Origin of the sequence: Salinispora sp. H7-4 (assembly GCF_013416675.1) — a bacterium.
In the GTDB taxonomy this organism is placed as follows: domain Bacteria; phylum Actinomycetota; class Actinomycetes; order Mycobacteriales; family Micromonosporaceae; genus Micromonospora; species Micromonospora vitiensis.
Window position 1 is genome coordinate 308,988 of record NZ_JABZED010000006.1, and the last position, 20,021, is coordinate 329,008.

The window sequence follows — 20,021 nt, forward strand, 5'->3', positions numbered from 1 at the left end:
CCTTGTCAGCGAGTGAGGGCGTCGGCGATCAGGTCGCGGTGGGCGGGGAACACCTGGCCGTCGTAGGCGGCGGCCAGGTGGCGAACCACGCACGGGTAGTCGACGGCGGGCACCCACACGGCACGGCGGGCGTCGTCGCGGCCGGTCACGTCGGGCAGGACGGTCCAGCCGTGGCCGAGGTCGATACGGACGGGGACGGTGACCATCCACGCCTCATCGGAGGCGCGCGGGTCGGGCACGTAGCGGGCCGGCAGCGTGTCGACCGACGGGTCGGTGGGGTCGGCGATCAGGCCGGTTTCCTCGGCCAGCTCCCGGAACGCCGCGTGTGTCGGCTCCTCGCCGGGGTCGACATGCCCACCGGGCAACGCCCACCCGTGTCCGTCGCCACGCTCGATCAGCAGCAGCCACCGCCACCCGTCAGGGTCCGAGGCGGTAACGATCGCGTCGGCGGCCAATGCCTCGCCCCAGTGGCCGAGCTCGTTGCGGCCGTAGCGGATGCCGGTCGGCGCGTGCGGGTTGACCGGCCGGCCGTCGACCAGGGAAAACGGAATCGCTGCGACAGCCCGGCGGGCGGTCCAGTCGATACGGGTCGGGTCCATCTCCGGGTCGGCCCACGACGCTCCGGCGGCGATGCCGGCCAGGACGGACGGGTCGGTGTAGGTACGGGCGTTCATGCGGCAGCCTCCAAAGGGTTCGCGCAGTCAAGGCACTCGCCGAGCGAGAGCGGGATGCAGTAGGGCCGGACGGTCCGGCAGGTCGGACAGGTGCGGCGGGCCGTCAACGCGGCCCGAACAGCGCGGAGCTGGGCCGGGGTGGCGGTGCGCTTCGGCCGTGCCAGGTCCAGCCGGTACAGGTACGCCATGCGAGTACCGCCGACACCGCGCCAGAGGATCTGCGCGGCCACCGGCTGACCACCAGGCCGTAGGCCGGCTGCGCGTAGCTGGCGGCGGGTGGCGTAGCCGGGCGGGGCACCTCGCCACCAGTAGGTGGGGATGCCGTATCGGTCCCCGTTCGGATCGTGGAAGACGGCGCGGATGCGCGACATCAGGCCGCGCGGTGCGCGTCGGTGCGGGCGCCCAGGTCGGCGGCGGCGCGGGTAGCCCGAGCCTCGGCCCGGCGCAACCGACGCCAGTCCAGCGGCGACGGGCCGCCGTGGTCCTCGGCGTAGAGCATCGTGATCTCGGCGTCCAACACGTCCAGCTCGGCCGCGATCACCGGCCACTCACGATCAATAGCCGCCAGGTCGGCGGCGGTCGGCTCGGCGGCCACGGGGGCAAGGTGCTTCCTCACGGGAAACCTCCGGGGAGTCGATGAAGTCGGGGGATAGCCCGGGGTTGCGACCAGACCGGCCGCATCCCGGGACGAACAGAAAGCAAGAGGCAGAAGTCCATGCCGCGCGCCGGATCCGGCCCGCTCGCCCCGCTCGCCCGGGAGGACACCGGGGTCGGCCACCGTGTGGCTCAAGGCGGGGATGCCGCAGACGGATCTACGCGGCGCTTCTGCTGTTCAGTTCTCAATGAACGACCACACGACCGGCCCGTGGGCGCGCAGCGCAGGCGCTACCTTCCCCGGCTTCCGCTCGGCTTGTCGTTCCTGGCTAGCCAGGTCCAACGCGATGAACGTAAGCCGGCTTGGCTAGTCAGGTCAAGAGGGCGCGGCAAACTTTCCCAACTTGGCTAGTCAGCGCTACCGTGGGTGGGTGAGCGAGAACCTTGACTTCCTCGGCGAGCTGGACCCCGACGACCCCAAACAGGCATCGCAGCAGATCGCGAACAAGCTGCGGGCGGCCATCCTCACGCGTCGACTCGCACCCGGTGACAAGCTGCCCTCGCAGCCCGATCTAGCCACCCGCTACGGCGTGGCGCGGGAGACGGTCAAGCGAGCCTTGGACCTGCTCCGGGCAGAGCGGCTGATCGTGTCCCGGCAGGGCAGTGGGGCGTTTGTTCGCGCGCAGACACAACGGGCTGTCGAGCTGCGGCCACACATCGAAGCCGCATTCGAAAGGCCGCACGTCACCATCGACTTTGCCGGGTTCTCCGGCGAGACGCTGCGGGACGCGCTCGCCGAGGCGCTCGACAAGGTGCGGGTTGGAAGGCTCGCGCCGGAAACGATCGCGGTGCGGGTGCTGATCTCTGACATGACGGCGCCCATGGCGCTGCCCGCTCGGGCTGAAACTCAGGCGGACGATCCGGTGGTGCGAGAGCGAGCCGAGCGCATCACGCGCCGAGCGGCTGAAGGGGTCATCGACCAGGTAACCGAGCTGGGCGACCTAGGTCTGATTCGGTCGACCACGGTAGAAGTGCGGATGCACCGAGCGTCGCCCCTGTTCAAGCTCTACATCCTGAACGGGGAAGAGGTCTTCTACGGCTTCTACCCGGTCGTTGAACGCACCGTCTCGATCAAGGGTGAACCCATGGCGATCTACGACCTCATGGGCAAGGACGTACCGCTGTTCCACTACGCGGTGACCGATGACGACACGTCTCACGGCACGCAGTTCGTGGAAGCCTCCCGCCAGTGGTTTGACTCGGTGTGGTCGACCATCGCCTACCGGTACGACGCATGAGCGCCGACCTCGATCGACTGTTTGGCGAAGTCGGCGCGGTGCTACTCGACTTCGACGGACCGGTGTGCAGCATCTTCGCCGGATATCCCGCGCCTCAGGTCGCAGCCGAGTTGGTTAACGTGCTGCGGCGGCACGGGGTCGACGTACCGCCGGATCTCGCCAGCGAGCCAGACCCGCTCGAAGTGCTACGCAGCACGGGCGCAGCCGGCGACCACGGTGTCACGCAGGCAGTAGAGGACGTGCTCTGCGGGGCCGAGCGCCGAGCCGTCGAGACTGCGGCGCCGACGCCGTACGGCCGGGAGGTCATCGTGGCGGCTCGACAGGCCGGAATGCCGGTGGCGGCGGTCAGCAACAACTCAGCCGGCGCGGTAACGGCCTACCTCGCGGCGCATCGGCTCGCCGAGTACGTCTCGCCGGTGGTTGGCCGGGCGTACGCCGAGCCGGGCCGCATGAAGCCCAATCCGGAACCGATCCTGCAAGCCGTGCGCTCCCTCGGCGAGCTACCGACCCGGTGCGTGCTGATCGGTGACTCGCTCTCGGACATCGAGGGAGCGCGGGCCGCCGGGGTCACGGTGATCGGCTACGCGAATCGGCCGGCGAAGGTCGACGCCTTCCGGCTCGCCAGGGCGGACGCGGTGGTCACCAGCATGGGCGAGATAGCTGCCGCGCTGATTGACCGGGGGAGCGACAACGCGAGTTAACCCCTCCGACAAGATGCGAGCCGTGGATGGGCTTCCACCCGCTGGCGCCGCGAGAGGGTCGAAGCTCTGTCTCCGGTGTCCCCCGTGTCCCCGCTGTCCCCCAGTGGGGGCTGAGCTGCGAAAACACGGGACAGCATGGGTACCAAGTGTCCCCGTGTCTCGGTAGGGGATAGGGCAACTAACTCAAGATCCGGGCCATTAGCGGGCCATTGCGGCAGGCTACGTGGGGCCACTCCAGGCCACTCGATCTCTCGCTGATCTGCCCTTCGGCCCAATCACCTGTGGCCCTTGTACGGTTCCCAAGCTGACAGTGCGGGTTCGATTCCCGTCACCCGCTCCACGCACGAAAGCCCTGGTCAGGACAGATGTCCGGCCAGGGCTTCCGTCGTTCTGGACGGCTGAAACAGGCGCTCGTGCCATTAGCGTGCCTCGGTGGCCGGTCCGCCGCCCTCGGTAGCCCGCTTTGCGATTCACGCCAGGCCGGATGTCTCCGCGCGGCCAGGGGTCCGTCCAGGGGTGAACAGACGGGCTATCACCGTGCGTACGATGCGGTATGCCTGCTGGCGGACCAAGCCGCTACAGTCGCCGGATGATCGCTGGAGTCATCGTCCCGGGGAGCGGCTACGGCCCCCAAGCCCCGTTGCTCAACCTCGCCGGCGAAGCGCTCACCGACCTCGACGCCGCAAAAGAGATCATTACGTGGACCGTGCCAAAGGGACTGCTGGACATCGGCCCCGAGCCTTTCGTCCGGGCGCACGTCTCTGCGGCACTGCACCGGCTCACCAATGCGGCACCAAACGTGCAGCCCGTGATCATCGCCAAGTCGCTCGGGACGTACGCCGCCGGGCTGGCGGCGGAGCGGCAACTACCGGCGATCTGGCTGACGCCACTCCTGAACGACAACGCAGTGGCCGAGGCGATCACCCTTAACCCAGCGCCGGCCCTGCTCGTCGGGGGGACACACGATCGAACCTGGGTTCCTGACGCTGCAGGACGGACAGGCAAGAAGGTCCTGACCATCGAGGGCGCCAACCATGCCCTGCGGCCGCATGGACCACTTAGTGCCTACACCGATGCACTGGCCGCTGTTGGCATGGAAATGGAAAAGTTCTTGTCTCAACTGGTCTGACCGCACCAGGCCGACGATCCGGCGCACTCGCTACCAGGACGGCTCACCACCGGTGGTGCAGGCCGAGCCCGTCGGAGATGCGCTGGTCACGCTCCGGTGCCGTGGGCGATCAGAATTCCCGCCACTCTGGCCACTGAGGCCGGGTATCTGAGGTCAGCGCCTCGAGCATGACGTGCTCTACCTCGGCTGGGGTCAGCTGGGGACGCTTCTGCGGGATCTTGCTTCCCGCGCGGGCCGCGTACCACATCCGGCCGTCATCTTCGGTCATCATGATGTCGGTCGGGGCCCGTCCCTCGCCGACCACGCAAACTGACCCCCATGACCGATGAATGATCACTGTCTGGTCACGCTCCTGATGGAGCTCGCGCAGCCACCGTACGACCGTATCCCGGTCATCGAGGCCCACGGTGTCGCCGGTTACCACCTTCCGGAACAACCCTTGCCGCCTGGTCGTCAGACGCTCGGCGACATCCCTCGGTGCGGCATTGTCTTCGCCCATGTGTATTCCTCACGTTGCTTGCGGTGACGCGAGTCTTCTGGTCGAGGTGGTCATGGCGCAAGTATCTGGCGGCGTGCCCGGTCCGTGCGCGTTCCAGCGGTCAACTCCGGTCGACAGCGGCACATTGACAGCCTCAACCTGACGGTCCGTCCCGCCCGACCGGTTCGATTCCCGTCACCCGCTCCACGCACGAAAGCCCTGGTCAGGGTGCATGTCCTGCCAGGGCTTCCGTCGTTTAGCCGGCAGAAGCAGGTGGTTGCGTCGTGGTCGGCGACGACTAGGTGCCGGCCCTGGTCAACAGGGTGCGGAGGATCGGCTCGGCATGTGTCCACAGCACCGCTCCGCCGATCGCCGGTACGAGGTGATGCTCGGCGCCGGGTATCCGGGCGGTGAGCAACGATCCGTTGTCCGGCGAGTGGCTCTGGTCCAATTCGCCGTACCAGATGTCGACCGGCACGGAGATTTTGCCGAGATCGATGGGCCAGGGGCTCATTGCCAGCACCGTGTCCCGCGCGTACCCAGCTGCCCCCTGCGCGAACGCCTCGTTCAGGGCACGACGATAGGCGGCCGCGAACCCGGCCTTGCGGTACACCGCGAGGTCACACTCCGGGCTGCTGTCCAGTACAAAGTCAAGCAGCGAGTCGGCGCTGTATCCGGCGAAGAAGCGCTCAGCCTCAGCTGGGTCCCGTACCGTCCAGTCGACGAGCTTGCGTAGCTCGGCGGGCAGTGCGGAGGCGAAGTCCGGCGCGGCCACCTCGTCTGCGCCGGAGACGATGGCGAGGGCCGCGGTGACACCTCCCTCCGCGCAGGCCAGCGCGAACGGCGCGCCCTGTGAGTTGCCGACCATCGCGGGCCGACCCAATCCGCGCATCGTGGTGAGCTGTCGGAGGTCGGCGACGAAGTCGGCGAACGTCCGACCGGGCAGTGGCGTCGAGGCGCCGAGCCCTGGACGGTCCACCGAAACTAGTCGTACGCCGAGCCGGTCGATGACTTCGGCGCCGAACCCGAGCCAACGGCTGGTGGCGGCACCAGGCGAGAACAGCACGGGTGTCCCATCCTGCGGTCCCCATTCTGCCCAACCCAGCAGCCGCCCGTCAGAGAGCTGGACTTCACCAATGCGGTCAGGAGCTGTGACGTACATGGGAGTAATCAAATCAAGTGGGATCGGCCATGTGCCGACACCCCCTGAGGCTGGCCGCCCACAAGGCTACCTGGCTTTGCCCTTGGGGAGAGGCAGTAGCTGAGTCGGCGGTTCAGGCAGGCTGTATGTCGAGCAACTCGGGTGATGGGAGCTCGTCGGGATGTTGGTTCCCGACGCCGACCCACTCGATGCCGCCCAGGACCTCCCCCCGATGGGGGTCCTCGACCGTGTAAAGGAACAGGCTTTCATCAGAGGCTGTGATCGTCGCATTGGCGCGCACCGCCATACCGAGGCCATGACCATGCTGGAAATCAATGGAGGGGCACCCGCAGACGGCGACCACGCCCGCCGTCTGGCGCCGCAGGCGAGGTGAAACTGTAGGCCAGGGTCGGCAGAATGCCCGGCATGAGTTACGACTTGGCGGTCTGGGAGGGCGAGCAGCCGGCCGACGACGCCACTGCGGGCAGGGCCTATGAGCAGGGTTACGCCGTATACGCGGAGGGTGAGGAGCAGCCACCGACCCCGCGTATTCGTGCCTACGTGCTCGCGTTGCTGGAGCGGTGGGTCGACCTATCCGACGACGAGGACGACGTGAGTCCGTGGTCCAGCGGTCCGTTGATGGACGAGGCATCGGGGTCGTTTGTCTACTTCACGATGCGGTTCAGCGTGTGTAAGGAAGTTTCGGCCGCGGCTGCTCAGATCGCAGTCGACCACGGGTTGATCTGCTACGACCCGCAGTGGGAACGACTAAGGCCAACTGCCGACGAGTTGGCGGCGTGCCGGTAGCGTGTCTTTGGGCTACTCCCTGCCGCTTTTGTCATACCAGCGAGTCAGGATGGGTCCATGCGTGGGCGGATCACGGACGACAGCGCCACCCCGAGGGCAGGGCGGCGGGACTACTGGGGCGTGGTGCTGGACGCACCGGACGCGGCGATGCTCGCCCGGTTCTACACCGAGTTGCTTGGTTGGCAGGTCCACCAAGAGGAGCCGGATTTCGTCAGCATCGCCGCGCCGGATGGTGTGGCCTATCTGGCGGTGCAGACCGCCGCCGGCTACCAGCGCCCCACGTGGCCGACCACCTCAGGTTCTCCACAGATGATGATGCACCTGGATTTTGAGGTGTCAGACCTGGGTGCGGCGGTGGCGCACGCGGTGGAGCTGGGCGCGACGGTCGCCGACCACCAACCACAGCAGCGGGTACGGGTACTGCTCGATCCCGCTGGGCACCCTTTCTGCCTCTACCTGGGCGGCTAGGCTGGATTACCGACGTGTCCGAAGCCGACTGTTGTGGCCGGCGCGGGTCGTGCCCCCCGAGTAGCCTTCGACCATGGGTCAGGTCGTGAAACTGCGGGACATGCGCCAGGACGAGTACGACGTCTACTCGGATCAGCAGCTCCGGGAGTATGTGGAGTCCCAGACCGGGTTGGTCTCGACCGAAGTCGCCCGGCGGAAGGCAGCTCGGGATCGGGAGCAGTTCCTGCCCCACGGGCTGGCCACCGAGCGCCATCGGCTGTTGGTGGCGGAGAACAGCAGCGGTGCGGCGGTCGGAGTCCTCTGGCTCGGCTTGGACGAGCCGCGCAGCAACTCGGCCGAGATGGCCTGGATCTTCGATATCAGGGTTGATCCCGCCCACCGACGGCTGGGCTACGGCGCTGCCATCCTGTCGGCGGCCGAGGAGCTGGCCCGGGAGGCGGGGGCGCTGCGCCTGGGGCTCAACGTCTTCGGTCACAACGAGCCGGCGATCGCCCTGTACGAGCAGAGCGGGTACGAGGTGACCGCTCAGCAGATGGCGAAGCCGCTGCGCTGACGGGCGGGCCTCGCCGCTGCGTGCGGCGATCAGCAGTTGGGTGGGTCCGCTCGCGGACCAGCCGAGCCTTCTCCCTGGCCACGGGGGTGCTGTCAGGGGAAGGGGATAGGCTGGTGATCATGCGGATCGGCATTGTGATCCTTCCAGACCAGCGCTGGGCGGAGTCGGAGCGGCGTTGGCGGCAGGCGGACGAGTGGGGTTTCGACCACGCCTGGACCTATGACCACCTGGGCTGGCGGGACCTGGTGGACGGGCCCTGGTTCGACTCGATGACCACCCTGACCGCCGCTGCGGCCTCGACCCGCCAGATCCGGCTGGGCACCCTGGTCGCGTCGCCGAACTTCCGGCATCCGGCCGCCTTCGCCCGCCAGGTCACCGCCCTCGACGATGTGTCCGGCGGTCGGGCCCTGCTCGGTCTGGGCGCGGGCGGCATCGGGTTCGACGCCGCGGTGTTCGGCGGCGAGACCCTTCCGCCGCGGCAGCGGGTGGACCGGTTCAGCGAGTTCGTCGAGCTGCTTGACCTGGTGTTGCGCGAGGATGGGACGACGTGGCGGGGTGACTGGTTCACCGCGGTGGACGCGCGGAACAACCCGGGCTGCGTCCAGACGCCGCGGGTGCCGTTCGTCGTCGCCGCCAACGGACCTCGTTCGATGCGGCTCGCGGTCCGGTACGGCCAGGGCTGGGTGACCACCGGCCCCACCACCGATGACGTGGAGGCGTGGTGGGACGGGGTGGCGGATCTGGCCGCTCGGCTGGACAAGTCGCTGGCGTCGGTCGGGCGCGAGCCCGGCTCCCTCGACCGGCACCTGTTGGTGGACTCCGCGCCGGTCTTCTCGCTCCGTAGCGCGGAGTTCTTCGCCGAGCAGGTGGGGCGGGCCGCGGCACTCGGTTTCACCGACGTGATCACCCATTGGCCCCGGTCCAGTAGCTGGTACGCGGGGGAGGAGGCGGTCCTGGTGGAGGTCGCCTCCCAGCTGCCGGAGCTGCGCCGGCTGACCGGCTGACCGCCCCGCACCGACGTCTGACCTCGGGTGACCGACCTATTCCGGCGGTCCGCCCCACACCGACGACTGACAGACCGACCTATTCCGGCGGTCCGGCCCGCACCTGACCGAGCCGCCCCGGCTGCGGCTCAGGGGGTGAGGTCGGCGCCGGTGAGCAGGCTCTGGATCCGGAGCTCGGCAGCGACTTCCGGGGAACAGTCGGCCACCACGGTGGCGGTGCCGATCGGGGTGGCGTCCCGGGCCGCGCAGATGTCGTAGAGGGCGCGCACCTGGGCTCCGGTGGAGACCCAGTCGTCCACCACCAGCACCCGGTCTCCGGCTTTCAGGTTCTGGTCGCGTACGGCGAGGTCGACTCGACGGCCGCGATAGTCCGGCGGGCCCTGTGCCCAGGTGAGCGTGCCCGGGGGGAGGCGACCGTCGCCGGGCTTGTGGGCCGCGACGAAGCCGATGCCGAGCGCGGTCGCGGCGAGTGGTCCGAGGAGGTATCCGGTGACCGCCGGGGAGATCACTACCGTCGGCTGGGACTGCTGGAAGGGGCTGACCAGGGCCGGGCCGAGGCGGGCCAGCACCACCGGGTCCCGCCACCAGCCGGAGATGTCACTCACCAGATGGGTGGCGCCCGGTCCTGGGTCGGTCCAACGGGTCAGCTCGGCGAGACGTCGACTCAGCTCGGGGCGCATGCCGCCATTCTGGTCCACCGCCGACGATCGGCTGGGCGGACCATCGCCGATCGGATGATCGGCTATTCGTTTCACCATAAATCGGGCAATACCTCTATGATCACGTTGACTTCGGATGCGCTTCGCTCGCTACGGTCCGACCCGCTTTGTTCGTTGGCGAAAGGATCGGGCTGGTGGCCGGCAGGCATGCGCGTACTCGAAGGGTCTCCCGGGCCGGCGTCGCGGCAACCGCGGCGGTCGGTGTCGTGCTCGCGATCGGTGGGACCGTGGGCACCGTCCGGCTGACCTCCGCCAACCAGTCCGACCGGTCCGTCGCGGTCGCGCCGACCACGGTTGACTCTCCGGCCGCCACGCCCGCCCCGCTCTCCGCTTCGCCGAGTGCCAGCGCCCCGTCTACTCCAGCCGCGAGCCCCACGCCGACCCGGAAGAGCGAGGCGCCGTCCCGGAGCAAGCCGAGATCCAGCACGCCGCAGTCGACGGCGACGACGTCAACCAGCGCCGCGCCGGCGCCCACCAACACCGACCCGACCGTGGTGGAGACCGGGTCCTGCGGCGCCTCCTACTACTCCGAGGGGCAGCTGACGGCGAGCGGGGAAGCCTTTGACCCTTCGGCGATGACCGCCGCCCACAAGACCCTGCCGTTCGACACGATGGTGCGGGTCACCAACCCGGTCACCAGTACGTCGGTGACCGTGCGGATCAACGACCGGGGTCCGTTCGTCACCGGGCGCTGCATCGACCTGTCCCAGGCGGCCTTCGCGGTGATCGCCCCACTGAGCGCGGGGCACGTCGAGGTTCGATACGACGTGTTGGGCTGAGCCCGCCGTCAACCGCGAACGGCTTCCCGGGGTGACCCGCCCAGCCAGAACCGCCTCGGATGTCAGGTCAGGTTCATTCAACGGTCACGGTCCATCAGGCATGCTGTCCCTCGTACGTACACAGCTTTCCCAGCTGGGCCGCGGCCCACTGGGCCCCGGATCCCGTGCCGGCCTCGGCGCGGCCCTTGCCCTGCTCGTAATCGTCTCGGCGCTGGAGAGCGCCGACGGCGGTGGGGCCAACTACATCGCTCTGCTGATTGCCGCCCCGTTCCTGGCCGCCGTCCTGGCCTCCTGGCAGGTGGTGCTGGGGGTGGGGGTCGTAGCCGTCTTCCTCGGCGTCGGCTTCGCGTTGGCCGAGGGGGCCGGGTCGCTGCCGGCCGCGGTCGCGGTGGCTGGCATCGCCCTGGGCGCCGCGTTGGCGGCCACCATGGCGTCGATCCGGCAGCGGCAGACCGAGCGGATCGAGGAGTTGTCGAGGCTCGCCACGGTTGCCCAGCAGGCGGTACTCCGTCCGCTCGGTCCACAGGTTGGCCCCTTGGCCGTCGCCGCCCGCTACATCTCCTCCACGGCCACCGCGGAGATCGGCGGTGACCTGTACGAGGCCCTGGACACGCCGTACGGCGTGCGCATGATCATCGGGGATGTGCGGGGTAAGGGTCTGGACGCGGTCCGGTTGGCCAGCATCGTGCTGGGCTCCTACCGGCATGTGGCGTACGAGCGGGCGGATCTGCGGGCGGTCGTCGCGGACCTGGATCGGGCGGTGGCCCGGAGCGGGGGGGACGAGGACTTCGTGACCGCGGCTCTGGTCGAGGAGCGGGGTGGCACCCTGACCATCGTGAACTGTGGACATCCGGCGCCGCTGTTGTTGCGTCGGGGGGCGGTGATCGCGTTGGAGCCGCCGGCGCCGGCACCACCGTTGGGGTTCATGCCCGCGGTGCGAACCCGGGTGGAGCGGTTGGAGCCGGGCGACCGGCTGCTGTTGTTCACCGACGGGCTCGGCGAGGCCCGGCGGGACGGTGAGTTCTTTCCGACCGCCGATCGGGCCTGGCGGTTGCTCGGGCATGGCACCGTCGCCGACGGGCTGGCCTCTCTGGAGTCAGCGCTGGTCGAGTGGGTGTATGACCGGCTCGACGACGACATCGCGCTGGTCCTGATGGAGTACACCGGTACCCGGCCCGGGGGTTCGGCCGCCGTGCCGAGTTGGGAGGTTGGCGCGGCGGAGGGGTGAAGGGCTTGTCGTTGCCTACCCGCGAGTAATACAGTCAGGGTTACTGATCGGTAACACGCGTCCGGAAGCGGGGCCAGCAACCATGACCCACTACAAGAGCAACCTTCGGGACCTTGAGTTCAACCTGTTCGAGGTGTTCGGGGCAGACCGGGCGTTCAGCCAGGCTCCCTACACGGAGCTGGATGTCGACACCGCCCGGAGCTTCCTCGCCGAGGTCGACCGCCTAGCCCGGGAAGACCTGGCAGCCAGCTACACGGACGGCGACCGCAACCCACCGGTCTTCGATCCGGCGACCCACACCGCGCCGCTGGCGGAGTCGTTCAAGAAGTCGTACCGCCGGTTCATCGACGCCGAGTTCTGGCGGCTGGACCTGCCCGAGGAGCTCGGCGGCAGCAACGCACCCCGCGCCCTCTGGTGGTCGCTGGCCGAGCTGGTGCTGGGCTCCAACGCCGCGGTCTGGATGTACGCCTCCGGCCCCTCGTTCGCACACGTTCTGCACGTGGAGGGCACCGAGCAGCAGCGGAAGTGGTCCAAGCTCTTCATCGACCAGGGCTGGGGCTCCACGATGGTGCTGACCGAGGCGGACGCCGGCTCGGATGTCGGCGCTGGCCGCGCCCGGGCCATCCCGCAGCCGGACGGCTCGTGGCACATCGAGGGCGTCAAGCGCTTCATCACCTCCGGCGAGCACGACCTCAGCGACAACATCGTCCACTATGTGCTGGCCCGGCCGGTCGGGGTCGAGGGCGTGGGTGGCCCGGGCACCAAGGGCCTCTCCCTCTTCGTGGTGCCGAAGTACCACTTCAACGAGGAGACCGGCGAGCTGGGCGAGCGCAACGGCGTCTTCGCCACCAACGTCGAGCACAAGATGGGCCTGAAGGTCTCGAACACCTGCGAGCTGACCTTCGGCGAGCACGGCGTGCCGGCCCAGGGCTGGCTGCTGGGTGAGAAGCACGACGGCATCCGGCAGATGTTCATGATCATCGAGTACGCCCGGATGATGGTCGGTACGAAGGCGATCGCCACCCTCTCCACCGGCTACCTGAACGCGCTCGAGTACGCCAAGAACCGGGTGCAGGGCGCCGACCTGACCCAGATGACCGACAAGAGCGCCCCCCGGGTCACGATCACCCACCACCCGGACGTACGCCGTTCGCTGCTGCTCCAGAAGTCGTACGCCGAGGGGCTGCGGGCCCTGGTCTGCTACACGGCCGGCTGGCAGGACAAGGTCGCCATGGCCGAGGCGGCCGGCGACGAGAAGACCGTCCAGCTCGCCAAGCGGGTCAACGACCTGCTGCTGCCGTTGGTCAAGGGGGTCGGCTCGGAGCGGGCGTACGAGCTGCTCGGCCACGAGTCCCTGCAGACCTTCGGTGGCTCCGGCTTCCTCCAGGACTACCCGCTGGAGCAGTACGTCCGGGACGCCAAGATCGACACCTTGTACGAGGGCACCACGGCGATCCAGAGCCTCGACCTGATCTTCCGCAAGGTCGTCCGGGACAACGGCAAGGCCCTGATGGCGGTCGCCGGCGAGATCCAGGAGTTCATCGCCGACGAGGGCGGCAACGGGCAGCTCAAGGAGGAGCGGCAGGCGCTCGGCCGCGCCCTCGGCGAGATCCAGAGCATCCTCGGCACGCTGACCGGCTGGCTGGGTGAGGCGCAGGGCGGCGAGACCCGGGCGCTCTACAAGGTCGGCCTGGGCAGCCGCCGGTTCCTGCTCGCCATCGGTGACGTGGTGGTGGGCTGGCTGCTCCAGCGGCAGGCCGACGTGGCGCTGACGGCGCTCGCCGGTGACGCCGGCAGCGACCGGGACTTCTACACCGGCAAGGTGGCCGCCGCCCGGTTCTTCGCCCGCGAGGTGCTACCCCGCATCGGCGCTGATCGGCGCATCATCGAGAACGTCGACCTGAGCGTCATGGACCTCCCGGAGGAGGCGTTCTGACCCGTTTCGACGGGCAGGGCTGAGCCCGGGGGCAGACCCGGCAGAATCGACGGCCGGCGGGGTGACCTGCCGGCCGTCGCGTTGGCTCCGACGCTCCGCCGCACCCCGCCCGGGGGTGGGGTTGCCGGCCCGGACGGGGTTGCGGTGCGGCGGCGGCGGGTAACCGGCATCAGGTCAGGCAGAGAACGCCCAGAAGCCATCGCACGGGGGAGTGCAGCGCACATGGGCATTGGTAGCGGTATTTTCCTGATCGCCCTCGGGGCGATCCTCACCTTCGCGGTCCGGGCCAACGTCTGGTGGGTTGACCTGCGTGCGGTCGGCTGGGTCTTCATCCTGGCCGGGCTGGCCGTCCTCCTCACCACGGTGTGGTTCTGGCAGGACCGGCGCAAGCGGGCGCGGACGCTGATCGTGGAGGAGAACCGGCTGTCGCATCCGACCGCGATGATGCCACCGCCGCCGGACCCACCGCCGCCGACAGCGCCGCCGTCCTGAGCGGCTCAGGTGAGCCGTCGCGACTTTGGCGGCGGCCCGCCCGGGTGAGCGGCCCGCCCGGGTGAGCGGCCCGCCCGGGTGAGCGGCCCGCCCGGGTGAGCGGCCCGCCCGGGTGAGCGGCTCAGCCGCGGGCGGTGTGCTCGGCGGTGATGGCGGTGTCCCGGCGGCCGAGGGCGGCCCACTCCGCCGTGGTGCGGTGCACCACGGCCTGGCTGGTCCGTTGCGGGTCCCGGTCCGCCTGCTCGGAGTCGAGCAGGATCGACAGTTGCGACACGCCGGGATTGTGGGCGATCAGGAGCACCGTCCGGGCGGTCGGTTCGACCCGCCGCACCAGGGCCAGCAGGTCCGCGGGATGCGCCTCGTACGCGTCGTCGGCGTAGTGCACGTCGGGTGCCGGGCCCGCGGAGCCGCCCTCCGGTGGCGCCCCGGTCATCCCCATCGCCACGCCGTGCCAGGTTTCCCGGGTGCGGCGGGCCGAGGAGCAGATCACCACGTCCGGGAGGAGCCCGTGGTGGGCCAGCCACGCGCCGGCCGCCGCCGCGTCCGCTCGCCCTCGCGCCGTCAGCGGCCGGTCCACGTCCGGCTGGTTACCCGGGGGCTCCGCCTTCGCGTGCCGAAGCAACACCAACGTACGGTTCTGGGCCTGCGCGTCCGTCATGCCCCCAGCTTGCCCGATTGGCGTTCCCGCCGGCCGGAGGGCTAGGCGAAGAGGGCGAAGTAGATCGCGATGTGGTGACAGGTCGCGGCGACCAGGGTGCAGGCGTGGAAGAACTCGTGGTGGCCGAAGACCGTGGGCCACGGGTTGGGCCGGCGCAGGGCGTAGCTCACCGCGCCGATGCTGTAGATCGCACCGCCAACGATCAGCAGGACCAGGGCGGTCACCCCGCCCGCGTGGAGGATGTCCGGCAGCATCGCCACCGCGACCCAGCCGAGCGCCAGGTAGAGCGGCGCGGAGACCCAGCGCGGGGCGTGCGGCCAGCTGAGCTTGAGGGCCACACCCCCGAGTGCGCCACCCCACACCAACGTGAGCATGATCGTCGCCGGTCGGGGCTCCAGCAGCAGGACGCAGAGCGGCGTGTACGTACCAGCGATGAAGATAAAGATCATCGAATGGTCCATCCGCCGCATGACCTGGAAGCCGCGCTCGGACCACACCCGCCGGTGGTAGAGCCCGCTGGTGCCGAAGAGCCCGCAGACGGTCAGGCTGTAGATCAGGGTGCTGACCAGCGGCGACCAGCCGGAGCGGGCGGCGGCGATGGAACAGAGGACGATCCCGCAGACAATGGCGACGAAGAACGCGTACGCGTGCAGCCAGCCGCGCATCCGGGGCTTGCCGAGGTCGCTCGGCTTGAGGCGGGTTGGTGCGGAGGAGGTCACGCCAACAGGTTACGACGCCGTAGGTTACCTGGTGGTAGTGCCGATGGTCACGTAACTGGTGGCCGAGCGGGTGGGCGTCCGGCAGCGCCAGCGGGCCACCCGGCACCGGCTTGTTCCGGAACCTGGCATGGTCCGGAAAGATGGCGGGATGCGGATCCGGCCGGTCGGGGCGTACGCCCTGCTGCTCGACTGTTCCGACGCCGACCAGGTGGAGGCGTGGCGAGCCGAGCTGTGGCGACGCCGGGAGCGGGGCGACCTGGACGCGGTTGAGATCATTCCGGCGGCCCGCACCGTGCTGCTCGACGGCCTCACCGACCCGGCCCACACCGCCGCACTCCTCGGCACCTGGGACCCGCCCCCCAGCACCGCTGCCGTCGGCACCGCCGACAAGGGCACTGGCACCGCCGACAAGGGCACTGGCATCGCCGCCCCGAGCGTCGGCACCGGCGGCACGGGCACCGGTAGTGGAGGCACCGACGTTGTCGAGGTTCCGGTGCGTTACGACGGGGCGGACCTGCCGACCGTCGCCGGCCACTGGGACGTCGCCGTGCCGACCGTCGTACGCCGGCTCATCGACACCGAGTTCCGGGTGGCCTTCTGCGGTTTCGCGCCCGGCTTCGCGTACCTGACCGGGTTGCCGGTCGGGTTGGCCGTGCCCCGGCTGCCGACCCCCCGCCCCCGGGTCCCGGCCGGCTCCGTCGCGCTGGCCGGTCCGTACGCCGGGATCTATCCGACCGCCTCGCCGGGCGGCTGGCTGCTCGTCGGCCACACCGACCTGCCCCTGTTCGACGTGCACGCCGACCCACCGGCCCGGCTCACGCCCGGCACCCGGGTGCGGCTGGTACCGGCATGACCGGCACCCGGCCCGCCGGGCCGCAGCCACCCAACGCGCCCGTAGCCGGCAGCGGCGGCGTGGTCGAGGTGCTGCGGGCCGGCATGCTCACCACCGTGCAGGATCTCGGCCGGCCCGGCTGGGCGCACCTCGGCGTACCGCGCTCCGGCGCCCTCGACCCGGGCGCGCTCCGGCTGGCCAACCGGCTGGTCGGCAATCCGGAGAGCGCCGCCGGCCTGGAGATCACCCTGACCGGGTGTGAGCTGCGGTTTCGCCGCGCCACCACGGTCGCGGTGACCGGGGCGGACGCCCCCGTCCACGTCGGTGAGCGTCCCGGCGACGTGGGGCGGCCGCTCGCGGTCCCGGCGGGCGCGGCGGTGCGGGTCGGTCCGCCCCGCAGCGGGCTGCGGTCCTGGCTCGCCGTCGCCGGCGGGATCGCCGTCGAACCGGTGCTCGGCAGCCGGGCCACCGACACCCTCTCCGGGCTCGGCCCGCCCCCGCTGCACGACGGCGACCGGCTCCCTGTGGGCGCGCCGGCCGGGCCGCCCGCCCCGGTCGATGTCACCCCGACCGTGCCGGCACCGGAGCAGGTACGGCTGGCGCTGCGCCTCGGCCCACGCGCCGACTGGTTCACCGCACCCGCATTCGACCGGCTGTTCGGTACGGCGTACACCCTGACCCCGGTCAGCAACCGCGTCGGCGCTCGCCTGTCCGGGGCACCGCTGCCCCGCGCGGTGTCGGGGGAACTGCCCAGCGAGGGCCTCGTACTCGGGGCGGTGCAGGTGCCGGCGGACGGCCAACCCCTGGTCTTCCTCGCCGACCATCCGACCACCGGGGGGTACCCGGTGGTCGGGGTGGTGGTTGACGTGACCCCGCTCGCGCAGGCCCGGCCAGGGACTACGGTGAGGTTCTATGGACCTCAACGCGGATCTCGGTGAGGGCCTCGGCGTCTGGCGGCTCGGCGACGATGCCGCGCTGCTGGACCTGGTCACCTCCGCCAATGTCGCCTGCGGCTTCCACGCCGGCGACGCCGTCACCATGCGCCGGGTCTGCGCCGGGGCCGCCGAGCGGGGAGTCATGGTGGGCGCCCAGGTCAGCTACCGGGACCTGGTGGGCTTCGGCCGCCGGCACATCGCGTACGAGTTCGCCGAGCTGCGCGACGAGGTCATCTACCAGCTCGGTGCGCTCGACGGATTCTGCCGGGTCGCCGGGACGCGGGTCCGCTACCTCAAGCCGCACGGCGCGCTCTACCACGCTGTCACCCACGACGAGTCGCAGGCGGCGGCGGTGGTCGCCGCGGTCGCCGAATACGACGACCAGCTTTCCCTGCTCTGCCCGTCCGGCTCGGTGCTCGCCCAGCTCGCGAACGGGGCCGGGCTGCGGGCGGTCAGCGAGGGCTTCGCCGACCGGGGCTACCAGCCCAACGGCCGGCTGGTGCCCCGGGGTGCCCCGGACGCGCTGGTCACCGACGCGGAGCAGATGGCCCAGCAGGCGCTCCGGATGGCGACCGAGCAGGCGGTGGTGGCGGTCGACGGCACCGTGATTCCCAGCCCGGTCCAGTCGATCTGCCTGCACGGCGACACCCCCGGTGCGGTGCGCTGCGCCGAGCTGATTCGCGCCGTGTTGGTCGACGCGGGGGTCCCGCTCGCCCCGTTCACGGGAGGTGCGGAGCGGGCGTAGCAGCGTCGCGGAACCCCCGCGTCCCGGTTCAGGTGCCGGGTCCCGCGCCAGCTCCGGTGCCGGGTTCTGCGCCAGTGCCGGTGCCCGCGCCGGTTCCGGCGTCGATGCCGCGGAGCACCAGCGGGAGGCGGTCGGCGGCGTCGTCCACCACCCAGATCGGCACGCCCCAGTCCTGTCGGGTCAGGTGGCACGCGGCGTGCGCCACGTCGGCGTCGCAGGTCGCCGCCTGGGCGGTCACCTGGAGCACCCCCTCGGGGACCGAGTCGTTGAGCACCAGCTGGCGGGTCAGCTCGGTGCCGGTGCCCGCGCCGGTCAGCAGCAGTTCCGGCGGGGACGCCGTGACCAACAGCCGGGTGGACGGTCCGTAGCTGTCGTCGAGCTTCTGACCGGGCGCCGGGGTGAAGATGACCTCCAGGGTCACCTCGCCGGCGCGTAGCTCGGTCGGTCTCCGCTCGGCGCGGTGCCGTGGGCCGTCGACCGTGCTGGCCCCGGCGGCGGTGAGCGCGCCCGGCGCGAGCCGGGTCAGCCGGTGGGCGGCGGACTCCACGACCAGCACCCCGCCGTCCGGGGTGAGTAGCAGGTCGCTCGGCTCGGCGAGCCCGTCGGCGACCGTGCCGACCGCGTCCGTCTCCGGGTCGTAGCGGCGGACCGCCCCGTTGTACGTGTCGGCGATCAGCACCGACCCGTCGGGCAGCGCGCAGACCCCCAGCGGATGCTGGAGTAGCGCCTGCGCCGCCGGCCCGTCAACGTGCCCGAACTCGAAGAGCCCCTGCCCGACCGCGGTGTGCAGGATGCCGTTCTCGACGTAGCGGACCGCGCTGGTCTCGCTGTCGGCCACCCAGAGCCGGCTGCCGTCGGCGGAGACCGACAGGCCGGAGGGCTGGGCCAGCCACGCCTCGGCCAGCGGGCCGTCCTTGCGGGCCTCGACGGTGCTGCCCGCGTACATGCCGGCGGTGCGTTTCACCGGGTCGAACCACCAGAGCTGGTGGATGCCGGCCATGGCGATGACCAGGCGGTTGTCGTACCAGGCCAGGTCCCAGGGGGAGGAGAGGTCGACCGAGCGGGCGTCGTGGGCGTGGTCATCCACGGTGGAACGCCACTGCCGGCCGGTGCCGGCAACGGTGACCACCTCGCCGGTGTCGAGGCGTACGCCGCGCAGCAGGTGGTTGACGGTGTCCGCGACGACCAGGTCGTAGCCGACGAGCCGGGAGACGTGGGCCGGGAGGAGGCAGAGCCCCTGCGGCTCGGCGAAGGTGGCGGCCGTGGCCGGCCCGTCGGCCCGACCGCGCGCGCCGGTGCCGATCCGGCGCAGCAGCGTCTCGCCGTCGGGGGCCAGCTCCGCGAGGGAGTGCCGGGCCGAGTCCGACACCAGCAGGTTCCCGTTGTCGAGTACGACGCCTTTGCCGGGGAAGCGCAGCGTGGTCTCCGGTTCGGCGGGTGGCACGTACGGGCCGTCGCCCCGGTGCAGGGTGCCCTTGGCCTCGTGGGTGGCGATCAGGTCGTCCACCAGCCGGACCAGGCCCTCGGCGTGTCCCTCGCCGGCCATCGTGGCCACCACGTACCCCTCGGGGTCGATCACGGCCAGGGTCGGCCAGGCCCGGGCGGCGTACTGCTGCCACATGTTCAGTTCGGGGTCGTCGAGCACCGGGTGGTGCACGCCGTACCGTTCGACGGCGTCGGCCAGGGCGTCCGGGTCCTTTTCGTGCTCGAACTTGGGCGAGTGGACGCCGATGACCACGAGCACGTCCGCGTACTTCTGCTCGATGGGGCGTAGCTCGTCGAGCACGTGAAGGCAGTTGATGCAGCAGAAGGTCCAGAAGTCGAGGACGGTGATGCGGCCTCGAAGGTCCGGCAGGGTCAGGTGTCGTCCGCCGGTGTTCAGCCAGCGGCGGCCCTTCAGTTCGGGCGCTCGGACGCGAGGCGCGGTAGCCATGGGGTAACCCTCCCATGGCGGCGTCCTGGGCAGCCCCGGGGATCGGCAACGTGACGTGCGAGACGACCCAGCCGTCACCCTGGTGGGCGAGGCGGGCCGGGAACAGCGGTGGTCGGCGAGTGCCCGATAGCCCGCTGGTCCTAGTACGGCAGTCGCCGTTCGTGAGGTGACCTCGGGTCCCGCGGGAACGAGGACGGC

The 20,021-nt window shown here is 70.5% G+C and carries 23 protein-coding genes; 14 read left to right on the forward strand and 9 right to left on the reverse strand.

The genetic code is table 11. The annotated features are described in order from the left end of the window. Positions 1-5: 5 nt before the first annotated feature. Genes H0524_RS07815 through H0524_RS07825 form a run of 3 tightly spaced genes read right to left on the reverse strand, consistent with a single transcriptional unit; the run spans position 6 to position 1,290 of the window. Positions 6-674, reverse strand: a complete 669-nt coding sequence (locus H0524_RS07815; RefSeq protein ID WP_180198029.1) for an NUDIX domain-containing protein — start codon at positions 672-674, stop codon at positions 6-8. Then, the gene (locus H0524_RS07820) at positions 671-1,045 is read right to left on the reverse strand and encodes an RRQRL motif-containing zinc-binding protein (RefSeq protein WP_180198030.1); all 375 of its coding nucleotides are present in this window, start codon (positions 1,043-1,045) and stop codon (positions 671-673) included. The genes H0524_RS07815 and H0524_RS07820 overlap by 4 nt, the downstream gene beginning before the upstream one ends. Then, entirely contained in the window at positions 1,045-1,290 is a 246-nt protein-coding gene (locus H0524_RS07825) for a DUF6284 family protein (protein WP_180198031.1), read from the reverse strand. Before H0524_RS07825 ends, H0524_RS07820 begins: the two co-directional genes overlap by 1 nt. 409 nt (positions 1,291-1,699) lie before the next feature. Here H0524_RS07825 and H0524_RS07830 point away from each other — a divergent pair, with 409 nt between their 5' ends. The 3 genes from H0524_RS07830 to H0524_RS07840 all read left to right on the forward strand — a co-directional run bounded on the left by H0524_RS07830 (position 1,700) and on the right by H0524_RS07840 (position 4,396). Next, complete coding sequence (locus tag H0524_RS07830; RefSeq protein WP_038848399.1) at positions 1,700-2,566, forward strand: GntR family transcriptional regulator; 867 nt, start codon at positions 1,700-1,702, stop codon at positions 2,564-2,566. Then, positions 2,563-3,267 (forward strand): HAD family hydrolase, encoded by a 705-nt coding sequence (locus H0524_RS07835; protein ID WP_180198032.1) that lies wholly within the window; start codon positions 2,563-2,565, stop codon positions 3,265-3,267. The genes H0524_RS07830 and H0524_RS07835 overlap by 4 nt, the downstream gene beginning before the upstream one ends. 589 nt (positions 3,268-3,856) lie before the next feature. Next, entirely contained in the window at positions 3,857-4,396 is a 540-nt protein-coding gene (locus tag H0524_RS07840) for an alpha/beta hydrolase (protein ID WP_180198033.1), read from the forward strand. 109 nt (positions 4,397-4,505) lie between these two features. On the opposite strand, the gene H0524_RS07845 is transcribed toward H0524_RS07840, so the two are convergent. Both H0524_RS07845 and H0524_RS07850 read right to left on the reverse strand, forming a co-directional pair. After that, positions 4,506-4,895, reverse strand: a complete 390-nt coding sequence (locus H0524_RS07845) for a hypothetical protein (RefSeq protein ID WP_180198034.1) — start codon at positions 4,893-4,895, stop codon at positions 4,506-4,508. 277 nt (positions 4,896-5,172) lie between these two features. Continuing rightward, the gene (locus H0524_RS07850) at positions 5,173-6,036 is read right to left on the reverse strand and encodes an alpha/beta fold hydrolase (protein ID WP_180198035.1); all 864 of its coding nucleotides are present in this window, start codon (positions 6,034-6,036) and stop codon (positions 5,173-5,175) included. A gap of 405 nt (positions 6,037-6,441) precedes the next feature. On the opposite strand from H0524_RS07850, the gene H0524_RS24525 reads away from it, so the two are divergent. The 4 genes from H0524_RS24525 to H0524_RS07870 all read left to right on the forward strand — a co-directional run bounded on the left by H0524_RS24525 (position 6,442) and on the right by H0524_RS07870 (position 8,847). Then, positions 6,442-6,822: a hypothetical protein gene (locus H0524_RS24525; protein WP_255435828.1), complete on the forward strand. Its 381-nt coding sequence runs from the start codon at positions 6,442-6,444 to the stop codon at positions 6,820-6,822. Positions 6,823-6,879: 57 nt separating this feature from the next. After that, positions 6,880-7,290 carry a VOC family protein gene (locus H0524_RS07860; RefSeq protein WP_180198036.1) on the forward strand — a complete coding sequence of 137 codons (411 nt, stop codon included), beginning with the start codon at positions 6,880-6,882 and terminating at the stop codon, positions 7,288-7,290. Between the two features lie 73 nt (positions 7,291-7,363). Next, the gene (locus H0524_RS07865) at positions 7,364-7,843 is read left to right on the forward strand and encodes a GNAT family N-acetyltransferase (protein ID WP_180198037.1); all 480 of its coding nucleotides are present in this window, start codon (positions 7,364-7,366) and stop codon (positions 7,841-7,843) included. A gap of 113 nt (positions 7,844-7,956) precedes the next feature. Then, a complete protein-coding gene (locus tag H0524_RS07870) occupies positions 7,957-8,847 on the forward strand; it encodes an LLM class flavin-dependent oxidoreductase (protein WP_180198038.1) in 891 nt (296 codons plus the stop codon). A gap of 128 nt (positions 8,848-8,975) precedes the next feature. Here the strand turns inward: H0524_RS07870 and H0524_RS07875 are convergent, their stop codons facing one another. Continuing rightward, on the reverse strand, positions 8,976-9,527 hold the full coding sequence (locus tag H0524_RS07875; RefSeq protein ID WP_180198039.1) for a phosphoribosyltransferase family protein: 552 nt from the start codon (positions 9,525-9,527) through the stop codon (positions 8,976-8,978). A gap of 173 nt (positions 9,528-9,700) precedes the next feature. On the opposite strand from H0524_RS07875, the gene H0524_RS07880 reads away from it, so the two are divergent. From H0524_RS07880 to H0524_RS07895, 4 genes are all read left to right on the forward strand, one after another. Next, positions 9,701-10,345 (forward strand): septal ring lytic transglycosylase RlpA family protein, encoded by a 645-nt coding sequence (locus H0524_RS07880; protein WP_180198040.1) that lies wholly within the window; start codon positions 9,701-9,703, stop codon positions 10,343-10,345. A 100-nt stretch (positions 10,346-10,445) separates the two neighbouring features. After that, positions 10,446-11,573 carry a PP2C family protein-serine/threonine phosphatase gene (locus tag H0524_RS07885; protein WP_180198041.1) on the forward strand — a complete coding sequence of 376 codons (1,128 nt, stop codon included), beginning with the start codon at positions 10,446-10,448 and terminating at the stop codon, positions 11,571-11,573. A gap of 82 nt (positions 11,574-11,655) precedes the next feature. Further along, the gene (locus H0524_RS07890) at positions 11,656-13,509 is read left to right on the forward strand and encodes an acyl-CoA dehydrogenase (RefSeq protein ID WP_180198042.1); all 1,854 of its coding nucleotides are present in this window, start codon (positions 11,656-11,658) and stop codon (positions 13,507-13,509) included. A 222-nt stretch (positions 13,510-13,731) separates the two neighbouring features. Continuing rightward, positions 13,732-14,001: a DUF6458 family protein gene (locus H0524_RS07895; protein WP_018217865.1), complete on the forward strand. Its 270-nt coding sequence runs from the start codon at positions 13,732-13,734 to the stop codon at positions 13,999-14,001. A gap of 121 nt (positions 14,002-14,122) precedes the next feature. Here the strand turns inward: H0524_RS07895 and H0524_RS07900 are convergent, their stop codons facing one another. Both H0524_RS07900 and H0524_RS07905 read right to left on the reverse strand, forming a co-directional pair. Beyond that, entirely contained in the window at positions 14,123-14,659 is a 537-nt protein-coding gene (locus H0524_RS07900) for a histidine phosphatase family protein (protein WP_018728096.1), read from the reverse strand. 41 nt (positions 14,660-14,700) lie between these two features. Next, on the reverse strand, positions 14,701-15,378 hold the full coding sequence (locus H0524_RS07905) for a hemolysin III family protein (RefSeq protein WP_180198043.1): 678 nt from the start codon (positions 15,376-15,378) through the stop codon (positions 14,701-14,703). A gap of 148 nt (positions 15,379-15,526) precedes the next feature. Between H0524_RS07905 and H0524_RS07910 the strand changes: the two genes are divergently transcribed. From H0524_RS07910 to H0524_RS07920, 3 genes are read left to right on the forward strand one after another with little or no spacing between them, the layout of a single operon-like run. After that, on the forward strand, positions 15,527-16,231 hold the full coding sequence (locus H0524_RS07910; RefSeq protein WP_180198044.1) for an allophanate hydrolase subunit 1: 705 nt from the start codon (positions 15,527-15,529) through the stop codon (positions 16,229-16,231). Next, complete coding sequence (locus H0524_RS07915) at positions 16,228-17,148, forward strand: biotin-dependent carboxyltransferase family protein (protein WP_180198045.1); 921 nt, start codon at positions 16,228-16,230, stop codon at positions 17,146-17,148. Before H0524_RS07910 ends, H0524_RS07915 begins: the two co-directional genes overlap by 4 nt. Further along, positions 17,123-17,890, forward strand: coding sequence for a LamB/YcsF family protein (locus H0524_RS07920; RefSeq protein ID WP_180198046.1), 768 nt, complete (start codon positions 17,123-17,125; stop codon positions 17,888-17,890). Before H0524_RS07915 ends, H0524_RS07920 begins: the two co-directional genes overlap by 26 nt. Before the next feature lie 28 nt (positions 17,891-17,918). Here the strand turns inward: H0524_RS07920 and H0524_RS07925 are convergent, their stop codons facing one another. Further along, positions 17,919-19,823 (reverse strand): NHL domain-containing thioredoxin family protein, encoded by a 1,905-nt coding sequence (locus H0524_RS07925; protein ID WP_180198047.1) that lies wholly within the window; start codon positions 19,821-19,823, stop codon positions 17,919-17,921. Positions 19,824-20,021 lie beyond the last annotated feature (198 nt).